Raw genomic sequence first — 14,765 nt, 5'->3', positions numbered from 1 at the left:
GTGACAACCATGCTCCCCTGGCTGATCTGCGGCGGACTGGCCGCAATTGTGATTGTGCTGCTGGTCAAGCTGTGGCTGCTCCGCCGCAGTTTAGATGAAATGCTGGACCAGCTGGGGGAGCGCCTGACCCAGGACACCAACAGCCCCATTTTCCTGTCCACCCGGGACGCCCACGCCCGAAAGCTGGCGGCGGAGCTGAACATCCACCTCAAGGAGCTGCGCCGCCAGCGACAGCGGTTCCAGCAGGGGGACACCGAGCTGAAAAACGCGGTCACCAACATTGCCCACGACCTGCGCACCCCTCTTACCGCCATCCGGGGCTACTTGGACCTGATGGAGCGGGAGGAGCTGCCTGAAAATGCCCGCCGCTATCTGTGTCAGATCGCCAACCGGGCGGAGGCCATGACCAGGCTGACAGAGGAGCTGTTCCGCTACTCCCTGGCCGTTGACCAGCCTGAGCTGGTGCGGGAGGAGGCGGACCTGCGCCGGATTTTGGAGGAGAGCCTGGTCTCCTTCTACGCCAGCCTGAGCCAGCGGGGCATCACCCCGGACATCTCCCTGCCCGACGGGCCGGTGGTCCGCAGCCTGGACCCCTCCGCAGTGGGGCGCATCTTTGGCAATATCATCAGCAACGCCCTGAAATACAGCGGCGGCGACCTGGCCGTCTCCCTGGACCGGGAAGGGAACGTCACCTTCTCCAACACCGCCCGCGCCCTGGACCCGATCACCACTGCCCGGCTCTTTGACCGCTTCTACACCGTGGAGACCGGCCAGGGCTCCACCGGCCTGGGGCTGTCCATTGCCAGACTGCTCACCGAGCGCCTGGGCGGCGCCATCCGGGCGGAACATCGGGAGGGGCGGCTGTATATCACGGTATCCTTTCCAGAAACGCCGCAAGCCCCCTCCGTGTAAGGGGGCTTGCGTTCAAAATTGCCGCCCCTGCATATAAAGGGCCGTTTAAGAATAGAGTCTGATAATCTCCTCCGCCACCGCCCGCTTGGAGACGCACCGGTCCATGGCCTGACGGGTTATATAGTGGTGGGCGTCGGGCTCGGACATCTTCAGCTCGCTGATGAGCAGCCACTTGGCCCGGTTGACCAGGCGGATCTCCTCCATTTTCTCCTCAATGGGCCGGACCTTCTTCTCATATCCCCGCAGGCGCTCCCGGGCGGCGGTCATCCAGTTCAGCCCCCGGAAAATGGCGTCCCGGGGGATGGGCCGGGGCAGGACAAACACCCCGTGCTCCGCCACCCGGGCATGGACCTGATCGTACAGCGCCGCCGCCGCGAAGAGCACCGTCACCGTGCCCCCTTGCCGGCAGCTGTCTATGGCAAAGTGAATCCCGGCGTCGTCAGGCAGGGGGGAGTTGATAAAGATAAAGTCAAATTCCCGCTGGTTCCGGGCCCGCTCGGCCCCGCCCACGCTGGCTGTGGTGACAATGGGAGAATATACAGCCTCAGGCAGAAGGGAGAGGAGGGAGTTTTGAAACTTCTCTGAGGCCGATACAATCAGTACGCTGTACACCCGCTCCTTCAAGCTCACAGTCTCCCCACCTTTCCGTTGGTTTTACCGCTTTTTGCGGTACTCCTCAATTACCGCTTCCGGAACATGCTCCCGGATAAAGGGGCTGTCTGCGGCAGCTGCGGCCGCCGTCAGGTCATGGGGCAGGCGGCGGAACCGGGATAAAGTCTCCCCCTTCGCCTGATAGAAATTGAGGCCGGCGGCGGGGGGCAGCTCCAGCCCCCTCTCAATGCCCCGCAGCCCGGCCTGGATCATCAGGGCAAAGGCCAGATAGGGATTGGCGGCGGGGTCCGGGGAGCGCAGCTCCGCCCGGCGGTACTCCCCCACGGCGGCGGGAATTCGGATCAGCTGGGACCGGTTCTCCCGGGACCAGGACACATACCGGGGCGCCTTGTGGCCGCCAAAGCGGGTGTAGGAGGCCTCCACCGGGTTGAGGAACAGGGTCATCTCCTCCACCTTGTCCAGCACCCCGGCCACCATCTCATACAGCCGGTCCCGGCCGTCCGCCGCCTTGACGGACATATTGATGTGGAAGCCGCTGCCCGGCTCCTCCGCCAGGGGTTTGGGGGAAAAATCGGCGTAGAGGCCGTTGCGCTCGGCGATAAACTTCACAATGGACTGAAAGGTCATCACGTTGTCCGCCGCGGTGAGGGGGTCGGAGTAGCGGAAGTCGATCTCGTTCTGGCCGGGCCCCTCCTCGTGGTGGGAGCACTCGGGGAAAATGCCCATCTGGGCCAGGGTGAGGCAGATCTCCCGGCGGATATTCTCCCCCTTGTCGTCGGGAGCAATGTCCATATAGCCCGCCCGGTCATAGGGAATTTTTGTGGGCTCGCCGTTTTCGTCCCGCTTGAACAGGTAGAACTCCTGCTCCGCGCCGAAGAGAAAGGAGTACCCCTTCTCCTCCGCCCGGGCCGCCGCGTTCCGCAGCATGGCCCGGGTGTCGCACTCAAAGGGCTGCCCGTCCGGGTAGACGATAGAACAAAACATCCGCACCACCTGCCCGTGCTCCGGACGCCAGGGGAGGAGCATCAGGGTGTCCGGGTCGGGACGCAGCAGCAGGTCGGAGCGGGCCTCGTCCCCAAAGCCGGCGATGGCGGAGGCGTCAAAGGCAATGCCATACTCAAAGGCCCGGGGGAGCTCCGCAGGCACAATAGAAATATTTTTCTGCCTGCCAAACACGTCGCAGAAGGCCAGGTGGATAAAGGCGATCTCCTCCTCCTGAACATATTGGATGACCTCTTGCTCGGAATACTTCATAGCTGCTCCCGCTTTCTTTGATTAAAATTCCCAGATATTATAGCACGTCTCCCGGGAATTTTCCACCACCCTCAACAGGATTTCAAAATTTCCAAAAAAAACAGTTGACAATTCCCCAAGGAAGAGCGTATAATGCGCCCATAAAGGCAAAGGCGTCTTTTAGGTTTCTACCTGAAAGGCGCCTTTGCCCCTTTTTATGCCTCCCTCTCCAAGGGAGGCGGCCCGAAGGGCCGGAGGGAGTAACTCCCTCACCGCCTCTGGCGGCGGCAGCTCCCGCAAGGAGGGAGCCGTACAAAAACCGAAACAATGAAAGGGTGAACAAAGATGGCAGCAGTACCGGAGTATTTCGGCAGCTTGGTGTTTGACGACAGGGTGATGAAGGCCAATCTGTCCGCTGACGTATACCAGTCTTTGAAAAAGACCATTGACCAGGGGGCAAAGCTGAATATCGGCGTGGCCAACGCGGTGGCCAGCGCCATGAAGGACTGGGCGGTGGCCCACGGGGCCACCCACTTTACCCACTGGTTCCAGCCCCTCACCGGCGTTACCGCCGAAAAGCACGACAGCTTTATCTCTCCCGCTCCCGACGGGCGGGTGATTATGGAGTTCTCCGGCAAGGAGCTGATCCAGGGTGAGCCGGACGCCTCCTCCTTCCCCTCCGGCGGACTGCGGGCCACCTTTGAGGCCCGGGGCTACACCGCCTGGGACCCCACCTCCTACGCCTTTATCAAGGACAAAACCCTGTGCGTCCCCACCGCCTTCTGCGGCTACAACGGGGAGGCTTTGGACAAAAAGACCCCTCTTCTGCGCTCCATGGCCGCCTTGAACAAGCAGGCCCTGCGCATTCTGCGGCTGTTTGGAAACACGGATGTGAAGCACGTCAACACCGCCGTAGGTCCGGAGCAGGAGTACTTTCTGGTGGACGCCAAAATGTGGGAGCAGCGCCGGGACCTGCGCTTTACCGGCCGCACCCTCTTCGGGGCCAAGCCCCCCAAGGGCCAGGAGATGGACGACCACTACTTCGGTGCCATCAAGCCCCGGGTGGCCGCCTACATGGAGGAACTGAACGACGAGCTGTGGAAGCTGGGCATCCTGGCCAAGACCCAGCATAACGAGGTGGCCCCCGCCCAGCACGAGCTGGCCCCTATCTACACCACCACCAACATCTCCACCGACCACAACCAGCTGACCATGGAGATTATGCAGAAGGTGGCCGCCCGCCACGGACTGGTCTGCCTGCTCCACGAAAAGCCCTTTGTGGGGGTGAACGGCTCGGGCAAGCACAACAACTGGTCCATCTCCACCGACACCGGGGTCAACCTCCTCTCCCCCGGAGAGACCCCCTATGAAAATGCCCAGTTCCTGCTGTTCCTGTGCGCCGTTATCAAGGCGGTGGACGACTATCAGGACCTGCTGCGCATCTCGGTGGCCACCGCCGGCAACGACCACCGCCTGGGGGCCAACGAGGCGCCCCCCGCTGTGGTGTCCATCTTCCTGGGGGATGAGCTGGCCGCCATCCTGGGCTGCATTGAGCACGACGCCCCCTACACCAGCATTGATACCGGCAAGGTCCGTCTGGGGGTGGACGTCCTGCCCAAGTTCCGCCGGGACACCACCGACCGCAACCGCACCTCCCCCTTCGCCTTCACCGGCAACAAGTTTGAGTTCCGCATGGTGGGCTCCGCCGACTCTATCGCCTGCGCCAACATTATGATTAACACCGCCGTGGCTGAGAGCCTGAAAATCTACGCCGACCGGCTGGAGGGGACTGAAGACTTTGAATCCGCCCTCCAGGCCATGATCCGCAAGACCATTCAGGACCACAAGCGCATCATCTTCAACGGCAACGGCTATGACGACGCCTGGATTCGGGAGGCCACCGGACAGCGGGGACTGTCCAACTACCGCACCACCCCCGACTGCGTCCCCCATCTGCTGGACGAGAAGAACGTGGCCCTGCTTACCGCCCACAAGGTATTTACCAAGGCGGAGCTGGTCTCCCGGTATGAGGTGACGCTGGAAAACTACTGCAAGACCATCATCATTGAGGCCAACACCATGGTGGACATGGCCCGCACCGAGATTATCCCCGCTGTGGAGGCCTTCACTCTGGATACTGCCAAGGCCGCCGCCGCCAAAAAGAACCTGATTCCCGGATGCCCCTGCGCCTATGAGACAGAGCTGGTGAAAGAGCTGGCCGGCCTGACCGACCAGATGGCCGCCAGAACGGCGGAGCTGGAGCAGGCGGTTATGGCTCTGTCTGAGGCCGGCGGCATCAAAGGGGAGGCCGAGGCCATCCGTGACACGGTACTGCCCAGAATGGGCCAGCTGCGCCTGGCTTGTGACGAGGCCGAAACCCTCACCGCCAGAAAATACTGGCCCTTCCCCACCTACGGCGATCTGCTGTTCGGGGTGCGGTAAGCATTCTGTATGGGCGGCCTATGGCCGCCCGTCAATTAAAAAAGCCCTCCACGGGCGGCCGCAGGCCGCCTCTATGCAGGGCCAATCTCCAAAAACGGAGGGAAGCATATATGTGCTCAATTATAGGATATTGCGGCCCTGCGGCCAATCTGGCCGCCGTTCAGGCGGGCTTTGACCGCACCAAAAGCCGGGGGCCGGACGATAGCCGGATGATCCGGGCCGGCCAGGGACTGCTGGGCTTTCACCGCCTGGCCATCATGGGTCTCACCCCCGCCGGAATGCAGCCCTTTGAGCTGGAGGGCAGCTTTGCCGTGTGCAACGGCGAAATCTACGGCTTTGAGAAGCTGAAGCAAGACCTGCTGGAGCGGGGATACACATTTCAGAGCCAGTCCGACTGCGAAATTCTGCTCCCTTTATACCGGGAGTACGGCACAGACATGTTCGCCATGCTGGACGCGGAGTTTGCCTGCATCCTGTATGACGGCCAGTCCGGCGAGTTTATCGCCGCCCGGGACCCTATTGGCATCCGCCCCCTCTACTACGGGTATGACAGCCGGGGGACCATCCTCTTTGCCAGCGAGCCCAAAAACCTGCTGGGCCTGACAGAGCGAATCACCCCCTTCCCCCCGGGGCACTACTACAAGGGGGGCAAATTTGTGTGCTATCACGATATTGCCAAAGTGGAACATTTCTGCTATGATGAACTGGAAATTTGTTGCAGAAATATCCGGGAAAAGCTGGTGGCCGGGGTGGAAAAGCGGCTGGTGGCCGACGCCAAGGTGGGCTTTCTCCTGTCCGGCGGCCTGGACTCCTCCCTGGTGTGCGCCATCGCCGCCCGGCGGAGCAAAGCGCCCATTCAAACCTTTGCTGTCGGCATGGACACCGACGCCATTGACCTGAAATACGCCAGAGAGGCGGCCCGCTGTATCGGCAGCGACCACACAGAGATTATCATCACCAAAGAGGACGTGCTGTCCAGCCTGGAGACGGTGATTGAGCTGCTGGGCACTTACGACATCACCACTATCCGGGCCAGCATGGGCATGTATCTCATCTGCAAGGCCATCCATGAGCGGACAGATATCCGGGTGCTCCTCACAGGGGAAATTTCTGACGAGCTCTTCGGCTACAAATACACCGACTACGCCCCCTCCGCCCAGGCCTTTCAGCAGGAGGCGGAAAAGCGGATGCGGGAGCTGCACATGTACGACGTGCTCCGGGCCGACCGGTGCATTTCAGTCAACTCCCTGGAGGCCCGGGTGCCCTTCGGCGACCTGGACTTTGTTCGCTATGTCATGTCTATTGACCCGGAGAAGAAGCGCAACCGCTACAGTAAGGGCAAGTATCTGCTGCGGAAGGCTTTCCAGGGCGATTGGCTGCCCGACAGCATCCTGTGGCGGGAGAAGGCCGCCTTTTCCGACGCGGTGGGCCACTCCCTGGTGGACGACCTGAAGGAGTACGCCGAGGGGCGGTATACTGGCCAGGAATTTGAAGCGCGGCGGCAAAAGTACAGCCACGCCGCGCCCTTTACCAAGGAGTCGCTGCTCTACCGGGAGATTTTTGAGAAGTACTACCCCGGCCAGAGCGGCATGGTCACAGACTTCTGGATGCCCAACAAAAGCTGGGAGGGCTGCGACGTGGACGACCCCTCCGCCCGGGTACTGGCCAACTACGGCGACAGCGGGGTATAGACTAAAAAGTCCTTCTGTCGCTTCATAAGGCCCCTTTCGAAAAGGGGGCTCCCGGCGAAGCCGGGTGGGGGACTCTGAAGATATCGCTGCGTTTCGGTGGGGAAAACCCTCCGTCATTTGCTTCGCAAATGCCACCTCCCTTTGCGAAGGGGGGCTTTGGGACGCTGCAAAAATATGGAACAGATGGAGGGACATTATGGAAAAAATCCTGATTATCGACTTTGGCGGGCAGTATAACCAGCTCATTGCCCGGCGGGTTCGGGAGTGTAATGTGTACTGCGAGGTCAAGCCCTGGACCACGCCGCTTGAAACGCTGAAAGCCTTTGATCCCATTGGGATTATTTTCACCGGCGGGCCCCAGTCCGTCTATCTGGAGGGCTCCCCCCAGGTGGACCCGGACATTTTCACCTGGGGTGTGCCCATCCTGGGCATCTGCTACGGCTGTCAGCTTATGGCCCACCTGCTGGGAGGAGAAGTCACCCCCGCCCAGGACGACTCCGCCCGGGAGTACGGAAAGACAGCCACCTATTACAATACAGACTGCAAGCTCTTCCAGGGCCTGCCCTCTGAGGGGGTATCCTGGATGAGCCACGGGGACTACATGGCAAAGGTCCCCAACTCGTTTACCCTCACCGCCCGCTCCGACGCCTGCCCCAACGTGGCCATTGCCGACCAGGAGCGGGGCTTCTACGGCGTCCAGTTCCACCCGGAGGTCAACCATACAGAGCACGGGGTTGACATGATCCGCAATTTCCTCTATCAAGTCTGCCACGCCAAGGGCGACTGGACCATGGGTGACTACAAAAACACCGCCATCACTCAGCTGCGGGAGAAAATCGGCGCGGGAAAGGTCCTGCTGGCCCTGTCCGGAGGGGTGGACTCCTCGGTGGCCGCCGCACTGCTGGCCGAGGCGGTGGGCAGCCAGCTCACCTGCGTCTTTGTGGACCACGGCCTGATGCGCCTGAACGAGGGGGACGAGGTGGAGGAGGCCTTCTCCAAATGGGAGCTGAACTTTGTTCGGGTGGACGCGGAGAGCCGCTTTCTGCTGAAACTGGCCGGCGTGGATGAGCCGGAGCGCAAGCGGAAGATAATCGGCGAGGAGTTCATCCGGGTCTTTGAGGAGGAGTCCAAAAAAATCGGCACCGTGGACTTTTTGGCCCAGGGCACCATCTACCCGGACGTGATAGAGTCCGGGGCGGGGGAGGCCGCCGTTATCAAGAGCCACCACAACGTGGGCGGCCTGCCCGACTATGTGGACTTTAAGGAGATTGTGGAGCCTCTGCGGATGCTTTTTAAGGATGAAGTCCGCCAGCTGGGCCGGGAGTTGGGCCTGCCTGAGTATCTGGTTTCCCGCCAGCCCTTCCCGGGACCCGGCCTGGCTATCCGCATCATTGGGGACATCACCAAGGAGAAGGCGGACCGGCTCCGTCAGGCCGATTTTATCTTCCGGGAGGAGATGGCCAAAGCCGGGGAGGACAAACACCTGAACCAGTATTTTGCCGTACTCACCAACACCCGCTCCGTGGGCGTGATGGGGGACGGCCGCACCTATGACTACACCCTGGCCCTCCGGGCGGTAACCACCTCCGACTTCATGACCGCCGACTGGGCCCGCATCCCTTATGACCTGCTGGACAAAGTCTCCAGCCGTATCGTCAACGAGGTAAAGGGAATCAACCGGATTGTGTACGATATTACCAGTAAACCCCCAGCCACCATAGAATGGGAGTAAATTTATATATTTTGAAAAAATTTTGCTTTAAAGCGATATAAAAATATATAAATTCAGAGGTAATGTTATGGATTGCAGTGTAATTTTAAGTGCAATTATCCAAGCAGCGGGAACTGTTTTGGCGGCATTTATTGCGGGAGGATTTATTAAAAAGAGTGTAGATTCCTATTTTCTTTCCTATTCCGATAAATCCTTCCAACGCCAAAATGTGATAAAGGAAGCACAGAGTGATATTTTTATTGCTGTCGGTGTGGGAAACAATTTTTTTAAGGAGTACGGAGATGATATCGAAGATAAACTGAAATCCGGATTGCATGTTCGCTATATGTTGCTGGATCAGGGCAGATTTAATGAACTGGAATGGTATTTACATGGAAATTTTGCAAAGGACATTTCTGTACATACTGCGATGGCAGCAAAGCTCACGCAATTAAAGGAAAAATATCCTACATTATTTGAATTCCGATTTTTTCATGAATACATGACCGCATCTTATATCTGCGCTGATATCTGGCCCAGTCTGAGTCAAAAATCCGGTTTGATTCAAATAATGCTGTATCAATATACTATTCGTCCAAGACTTTCACCCATTATGTATATTAACCCGGAAGCACAAGGAGAGCGTTTTGTTGCAACCGTTAATTCTCTAAAAAACATGTGGCAAAAATCAGATCATTCTCCCTATCGGAAAGAGCCTATCCGTATTCATGTACCGGGTAAAGTTTAGTTCTTGCAGGCATTATTTGAAAACAGAGGAAAAATCTATGACAAAATATATTTTCGTAACCGGCGGCGTGGTGTCCGGGCTGGGCAAGGGGATCACGGCGGCCAGCCTGGGGCGGCTGCTGAAGCAGCGGGGACTGAAGGTGAGGGTTCAGAAGCTGGACCCCTACCTGAATGTGGACCCCGGCACCATGTCCCCCTACCAGCACGGGGAGGTCTTCGTCACTGACGACGGGGCGGAGACCGACCTGGACCTGGGCCACTACGAGCGGTTCATTGACGAAAATCTCACCGTAAACTCCTCGGTCTCCGCAGGCCAAGTGTACTGGAACGTGCTGAACCGGGAACGCCGGGGGGACTATCTGGGGGGCACCGTCCAGATCATCCCCCACATCACCGACGAGATCAAGCGCAATATCTACACCCTGGACACCCCCGACACCGACGTGGCCATTGTGGAGATTGGCGGCACGGTGGGCGACATTGAGAGCCAGCCCTTTCTGGAGGCCATCCGTCAGGTGGCGTCGGAGCGGAGCCGGAACAATGTGATGTTCATCCATGTCTCCCTCATTGTCTCCATCCCTGGCACCGGGGAGCTGAAATCCAAGCCCACCCAGCACTCGGCCAAGGAGCTGCTGGGCCTGGGCATCCAGCCCGACGTTATCATGTGCCGCAGCGATCTGCCCATTCCCCAGGAGATATTGGATAAGATTGCCCTGTTCTGCAATATCCCCCGGGAGAACGCCATTCCCAACCTGACGGCAGACCTGCTTTACCAGGTCCCTCTGATGCTGGAACGGGAGGGGCTGGCCAGCGCGGTGGTCCGCCGGCTGGGGCTGATCTGCCCCATGCCCGACCTGACCGAGTGGGCCACCATGGTTCACCGGGCCAGGCATCCCGCCGGGACGGTGGAAATCGCCCTGGTAGGTAAATATGTGTCCCTCCACGACGCCTATCTGTCGGTGGTCGAGGCACTGACCCACGGAGGCATTGAGAACCAGTTCAAGGTCAGCATCCGCTGGGTGGACAGTGAGACGGTCACCGACGGCAGCGCCGCCCAAATCCTGGCCGGTGCGGACGGCATTCTGGTTCCCGGCGGCTTTGGCGACCGGGGGATTGAGGGCAAAATTTCCGCCATCCGGTACGCCCGGGAGAACGGGGTCCCCTTTCTGGGCATTTGCCTGGGTATGCAGATGGCGGTGGTGGAATTTGCCCGCCATGTCTGCGGCTGGAAGGACGCCCACTCCAGCGAGTTCTCCCACTCCAGCACCCATCCGGTCATTGATCTGATGCCTGACCAGCGGGGGGTTACCGACAAGGGCGGTACTATGCGGCTGGGCTCCTACCCCTGTAAACTGTCCGGCGAGGACGGCAAAGCCTTCGCCGCCTACGGCGGGCCTGAAATTGCCGAGCGCCACCGCCACCGCTATGAGTTTAACAACAGCTTCCGGAAGGAGCTCACCGCCGCCGGCCTCACTTTGTCGGGGCTGTCCCCGGACGGACGGCTGGTGGAGATTGTGGAGCTGCCCGGCCACCCCTGGTTTGTGGGGGTACAGTTTCACCCGGAGCTGAAATCCCGGCCCAACAGGGCCCACCCTCTCTTCCGGGACTTTATAGCCGCGGCCATCACCCATAAAGGAGCACGCATATGAAGATTATCGACGCCCATCTCCATCTTTTCCCCTCCTCCCCCGACACCGACGCCATGGCGGAGGGGGTGGGCCACCAGAACTCCACCGGCCATCTGCGCCAGGTCTACGGGGAGCTGGGCATGGTTCACGGCGTGGTCATGGGCAACCGCAGCTTGGAGCCCTCCTACCACAGCTACCCCGACGATCTGTTTCACTACTGCATTGGGCTGGACAGCGTTCTGATGGGCCGTGGGGAACGGCCTGTCCCCGGTTTTGTGGACAAGGTGGAGGAAAATTTAAAGCGGGAGAGCTGCTGCGGGGTAAAGCTCTACCCAGGGTACAACAAAATCTGGCTGTCCGACCCCATCTACCAGCCGGTGTATGAGCTGGCCGCCCGGTATGACAAGCCGGTAGCCGTCCATATGGGACTTACCGCCTTTCCCCGGGCCCACCTGAAATACGCCCACCCCCTCACTCTGGACGAGGTGGCGGCAGACCACAAGCGCACCCGCTTTGTCATGTGCCACTTCGGCAACCCTTTTTTGGAGAGCGCCGCCGCAGTGGTGGAGAAAAATCCCAACGTGGCCGCCGACCTGTCCGGCCTGCTGGAGGGAAGGGTGGATATCGGCCGCTATTTCCAGGAGCAGGCGGGCTACGCCGGGCTGCTGACCACCTGGCTCACCGCCATTGGCCAGTGGGACGACATTCTGTACGGCACCGACTGGCCCATTGTCAACCTGGGGGAATATATCCGCTTTATCCAGCGGCTGGTTCCGGAGCGGCACTGGGAGAAGGTATTTTTCCAAAATGCCAACCGCATTTACAATTTAGGTCTGTCATAAAAAACACCCGGAGGAAACAGATTCCTCCCGGCGTTTGATGTTTTTTAATGACAGCCGGGAGGAGGCCCAGCTGTCATCGCAAGGGCAATATGCACAGGCGGCCTTTCGACCATGGAAATTATATCACAGTCTGATGCACATTACAAGAGAAAATATATTTTTATTTTCAAAAAAATACAAACAATTTGCCGTTATGTTAGAAAGTAAACATAATTTTTAACATATTTTTATCATGGACTTAGTGATACGATAATTGGGAATATAGTCGAATCGAGGTGGTCCCATGGTAAGAGACACATTGGTTGTCAGGGTAAAAAGACCAAAAGGCGAGGATGGATACAGAACTTTTTCGGTTAGGCTGAGGGAGCCGATTGTCAGTCAAATGGATGAGATTGCCAAAGAGGCCGGCCGCAGCCGCAATGAGTTGATTGGATTGTTTTTAGAGTACGCCCTGGAGCACTACAAGCTGGAAAGGGGGGACGGTGATGCATAACTACGACGGGTCCGAAATTCCAAATTCCCTCTACTATGGGGTGGTAGGCAAAATGGTATTGGACCATGTGGAACGGATACATCCCACGGTGATCTCACAGGCTATGGAAAACCGGGCAATCCAGATTCTGGAGGCCATTCGCTGTATTTTGGAAAATGACAGGCTGAACGACACGGCGTGCGTCCAGCGCGTGGAAAATCTGGTTCAACTGTTTTATCAGGAGCTGGGCATTAAAATTGAGCGGCAAGAGGGCTGAACTGTAAACGATATCCATACTGCTGTGTGCAGGGGCGGCCCGTGGCCGCCCGACTGTCACAGAAAGGCTATTTGTTTCTGCGGGCGGCCGCAGGCCGCCCCTGCAGCTCCGGTGTCAGCAAATTTTTATCATCTCCCTGCGTAAAACTCCCTCTGTCATGGCTTCGCCGTGCCGCCTCCCTCAAAGAGGGAGGCTTTTTCGTCAATCTGAGACAGCGCTTTTGTAAAAAAACGCTGTCTTTTTCTGCGCAGTTATGTTATGATGGTCAACGTATATTTTGAGCATTAAAAAGGAGCGACAAGCTATGATTACTGTCACTGATCTGAGCCTGAACTACAGCGGCACACCGCTGTTTTCCCATGTAGACCTGCAATTCCTCCGGGGCAACTGCTACGGCATTATCGGCGCTAACGGCGCGGGAAAGTCCACCTTCCTGAAAATCCTGTCCGGCGAGCTGGACTCCACCTCCGGCCAGGTCAATATCCTGCCCAATACCCGCATGTCCGTGCTGAAGCAGAACCAGAACGCCTACGACGCCTTTAACGTGATGGACACCGTTATCATGGGCAACCAGCGGCTGTATGACATCGGCAAGGAGAAGGAGGCCCTCTACGCCAAGGAGGAGATGACTGACGAGGACGGCCTTCTGGCCTGCCAGCTGGAGGAGGAGTACGCCGAGCTGGGGGGCTGGGAGGCGGAAAGCGACGCCAGCCGCATCCTCCAGGGCCTGGGACTGGGCACAGAGCTGCACTACAACGATATGGCTACCCTGGACGCCCGGCTGAAGGTGAAGGTGCTGCTGGCCCAGGCCCTCTTCGGCAATCCCGACCTGCTGATGATGGACGAGCCCACCAACAACCTGGACATTGACGCCGTCAACTGGCTGGAGGACTTTCTGCTGGACTTTGAGGGCACCGTCATTGTGGTCAGCCACGACCGCCACTTTCTCAACACCGTGTGTACCCACATTGTGGATATTGACTACGGCAAGATCAAGATGTATGTGGGCAACTACGACTTCTGGTATGAGTCCTCTCAGCTGGTGCAGCAGCTCATCAAGAGCCAGAACAAGCGCAACGAGGAGAAGATCAAGGAATTGCAGGACTTTATCTCCCGCTTCTCCGCCAACAAGTCCAAGAGCAAGCAGGCCACCGCCAGGCGCAAGCTGCTGGACAAGCTTACCGTGGAAGAGATGCCCGCCTCCTCCCGCCGCTACCCCTGGGTGGGCTTCTCCCCCGACCGGGAGGTGGGCAAGGATATCCTCTTTGTCACCGACGTGTCCAAAACGATTGACGGGGTGAAGGTGCTGGACAAGGTGAGCTTTATTGTGGGCCACGACGAAAAGATTGCCTTTGTGGGGGACAACGAGAACGCCCACACCGCCCTGTTCAAAATTCTGGCCGGGGAGATGGAGCCCGACGAGGGCAATGTCAAATGGGGACAGACGGCCACCTTCTCCTACTTTCCCAAGGACAACACCCCCTATTTTGAGGACTGTGACGACAACCTGGTCCAGTGGCTGCGCCAGTTCTCCCCCGACCCCCAGGAGCAGTACCTCCGGGGCTTTTTGGGCCGCATGCTCTTCTCCGGTGACGAGGTTTACAAGCCGGTGAAGGTCCTCTCCGGAGGGGAGAAGGTGCGGTGCATGCTGTCCCGGATGATGCTGTCCGGGGCCAACGTCCTCATGCTGGACCAGCCCACCAACCACCTGGATCTGGAGTCCATCGCCGCTTTGAACAAGGGGCTGGAGGCCGTCAAGTGCAATGTGCTGGTAGCCTCCCACGACCATCAGCTGATCCAGACCGTGTGCAACCGGGTCTTCGATTTTACTGCCGATGGCAAGCTGATCGACCGGAAAATGACTTATGACGAGTACCTGGAAAGCCAAAAGGCGGAGTAATCCAAGGCTTCCGCCGCAGTTTATGTCTCAGACAGGAGATTGTCAAAAAGCCTCCCTCCTTGAGGGAGGCGGTCACAGGCCGCCCCTACAAGTGACAGCAATTCTGACGATTGCTATAAAAGGACGAGCACGCGTTTTTTGACACGCTGAGGAAGGACGCAGCCCTCTGGCTGTGCCCTTCCTGCAAAAAGACTGGTGACCGTCACCCATCGTCCCTTCCCCGCCCAGGACATAATATTATTTTTGACATCCCCTATGCAACCTGTTATCCACTTTATCCACACAGTTTTCCACAGCC

12 protein-coding genes are annotated in these 14,765 nt (G+C 58.6%); 10 read left to right on the top strand and 2 right to left on the bottom strand.

Translation table 11 applies throughout. The features are described from left to right. Window positions 1-9: 9 nt before the first annotated feature. Entirely contained in the window at window positions 10-912 is a 903-nt protein-coding gene (locus NFS22_RS08545) for a sensor histidine kinase (protein ID WP_251317300.1), read from the top strand. Between the two features lie 45 nt (window positions 913-957). On the opposite strand, the gene NFS22_RS08540 is transcribed toward NFS22_RS08545, so the two are convergent. Beyond that, the gene (locus tag NFS22_RS08540) at window positions 958-1,542 is read right to left on the bottom strand and encodes an ANTAR domain-containing response regulator (protein WP_251317299.1); all 585 of its coding nucleotides are present in this window, start codon (window positions 1,540-1,542) and stop codon (window positions 958-960) included. A gap of 24 nt (window positions 1,543-1,566) precedes the next feature. Then, window positions 1,567-2,778 (bottom strand): glutamine synthetase family protein, encoded by a 1,212-nt coding sequence (locus NFS22_RS08535; protein ID WP_251317298.1) that lies wholly within the window; start codon window positions 2,776-2,778, stop codon window positions 1,567-1,569. Window positions 2,779-3,102: 324 nt separating this feature from the next. On the opposite strand from NFS22_RS08535, the gene NFS22_RS08530 reads away from it, so the two are divergent. The 9 genes from NFS22_RS08530 (at window position 3,103) to NFS22_RS08490 (ending at window position 14,467) form a co-directional block, all read left to right on the top strand. Further along, window positions 3,103-5,199, top strand: coding sequence for a glutamine synthetase III family protein (locus NFS22_RS08530; protein ID WP_251317297.1), 2,097 nt, complete (start codon window positions 3,103-3,105; stop codon window positions 5,197-5,199). A 110-nt stretch (window positions 5,200-5,309) separates the two neighbouring features. Next, the gene (gene asnB / locus NFS22_RS08525) at window positions 5,310-6,890 is read left to right on the top strand and encodes an asparagine synthase B (protein ID WP_251317296.1); all 1,581 of its coding nucleotides are present in this window, start codon (window positions 5,310-5,312) and stop codon (window positions 6,888-6,890) included. A gap of 196 nt (window positions 6,891-7,086) precedes the next feature. Continuing rightward, a complete protein-coding gene (gene guaA / locus NFS22_RS08520) occupies window positions 7,087-8,622 on the top strand; it encodes a glutamine-hydrolyzing GMP synthase (RefSeq protein WP_251317295.1) in 1,536 nt (511 codons plus the stop codon). A gap of 67 nt (window positions 8,623-8,689) precedes the next feature. Then, window positions 8,690-9,349: a hypothetical protein gene (locus tag NFS22_RS08515; RefSeq protein WP_251317294.1), complete on the top strand. Its 660-nt coding sequence runs from the start codon at window positions 8,690-8,692 to the stop codon at window positions 9,347-9,349. Window positions 9,350-9,386: 37 nt separating this feature from the next. Further along, complete coding sequence (locus NFS22_RS08510; protein ID WP_251317293.1) at window positions 9,387-10,997, top strand: CTP synthase; 1,611 nt, start codon at window positions 9,387-9,389, stop codon at window positions 10,995-10,997. After that, complete coding sequence (locus tag NFS22_RS08505; protein ID WP_251317292.1) at window positions 10,994-11,818, top strand: amidohydrolase family protein; 825 nt, start codon at window positions 10,994-10,996, stop codon at window positions 11,816-11,818. Before NFS22_RS08510 ends, NFS22_RS08505 begins: the two co-directional genes overlap by 4 nt. A gap of 283 nt (window positions 11,819-12,101) precedes the next feature. Further along, entirely contained in the window at window positions 12,102-12,311 is a 210-nt protein-coding gene (locus NFS22_RS08500; RefSeq protein WP_251317291.1) for a CopG family transcriptional regulator, read from the top strand. Beyond that, complete coding sequence (locus NFS22_RS08495) at window positions 12,304-12,567, top strand: hypothetical protein (RefSeq protein WP_251317290.1); 264 nt, start codon at window positions 12,304-12,306, stop codon at window positions 12,565-12,567. Before NFS22_RS08500 ends, NFS22_RS08495 begins: the two co-directional genes overlap by 8 nt. Before the next feature lie 304 nt (window positions 12,568-12,871). Further along, a complete protein-coding gene (locus NFS22_RS08490; RefSeq protein ID WP_251317289.1) occupies window positions 12,872-14,467 on the top strand; it encodes an ABC-F family ATP-binding cassette domain-containing protein in 1,596 nt (531 codons plus the stop codon). Window positions 14,468-14,765: the final 298 nt, after the last annotated feature.

It is taken from the genome of Flintibacter muris, assembly GCF_943192995.1.
Lineage (GTDB): Bacteria > Bacillota > Clostridia > Oscillospirales > Oscillospiraceae > Lawsonibacter > Lawsonibacter muris.
Note: the sequence above shows the minus strand (reverse complement) of the source record. Positions and strands in the feature narration are given on the sequence as shown.

What these genes read in the sequence shown, in the direction of transcription:
- asnB (WP_251317296.1), top strand. Translation starts at nt 5,310, where the DNA reads ATGTGCTCAATTATAGGATATTGCGGCCCTGCGGCCAATCTGGCCGCC.
- NFS22_RS08510 (WP_251317293.1), top strand. Translation starts at nt 9,387, where the DNA reads ATGACAAAATATATTTTCGTAACCGGCGGCGTGGTGTCCGGGCTGGGC.
- NFS22_RS08530 (WP_251317297.1), top strand. Translation starts at nt 3,103, where the DNA reads ATGGCAGCAGTACCGGAGTATTTCGGCAGCTTGGTGTTTGACGACAGG.
- NFS22_RS08505 (WP_251317292.1), top strand. Translation starts at nt 10,994, where the DNA reads ATGAAGATTATCGACGCCCATCTCCATCTTTTCCCCTCCTCCCCCGAC.
- NFS22_RS08545 (WP_251317300.1), top strand. Translation starts at nt 10, where the DNA reads ATGCTCCCCTGGCTGATCTGCGGCGGACTGGCCGCAATTGTGATTGTG.
- NFS22_RS08500 (WP_251317291.1), top strand. Translation starts at nt 12,102, where the DNA reads ATGGTAAGAGACACATTGGTTGTCAGGGTAAAAAGACCAAAAGGCGAG.
- NFS22_RS08490 (WP_251317289.1), top strand. Translation starts at nt 12,872, where the DNA reads ATGATTACTGTCACTGATCTGAGCCTGAACTACAGCGGCACACCGCTG.
- NFS22_RS08495 (WP_251317290.1), top strand. Translation starts at nt 12,304, where the DNA reads ATGCATAACTACGACGGGTCCGAAATTCCAAATTCCCTCTACTATGGG.
- NFS22_RS08515 (WP_251317294.1), top strand. Translation starts at nt 8,690, where the DNA reads ATGGATTGCAGTGTAATTTTAAGTGCAATTATCCAAGCAGCGGGAACT.
- NFS22_RS08535 (WP_251317298.1), bottom strand. Translation starts at nt 2,778, where the DNA reads ATGAAGTATTCCGAGCAAGAGGTCATCCAATATGTTCAGGAGGAGGAG.
- guaA (WP_251317295.1), top strand. Translation starts at nt 7,087, where the DNA reads ATGGAAAAAATCCTGATTATCGACTTTGGCGGGCAGTATAACCAGCTC.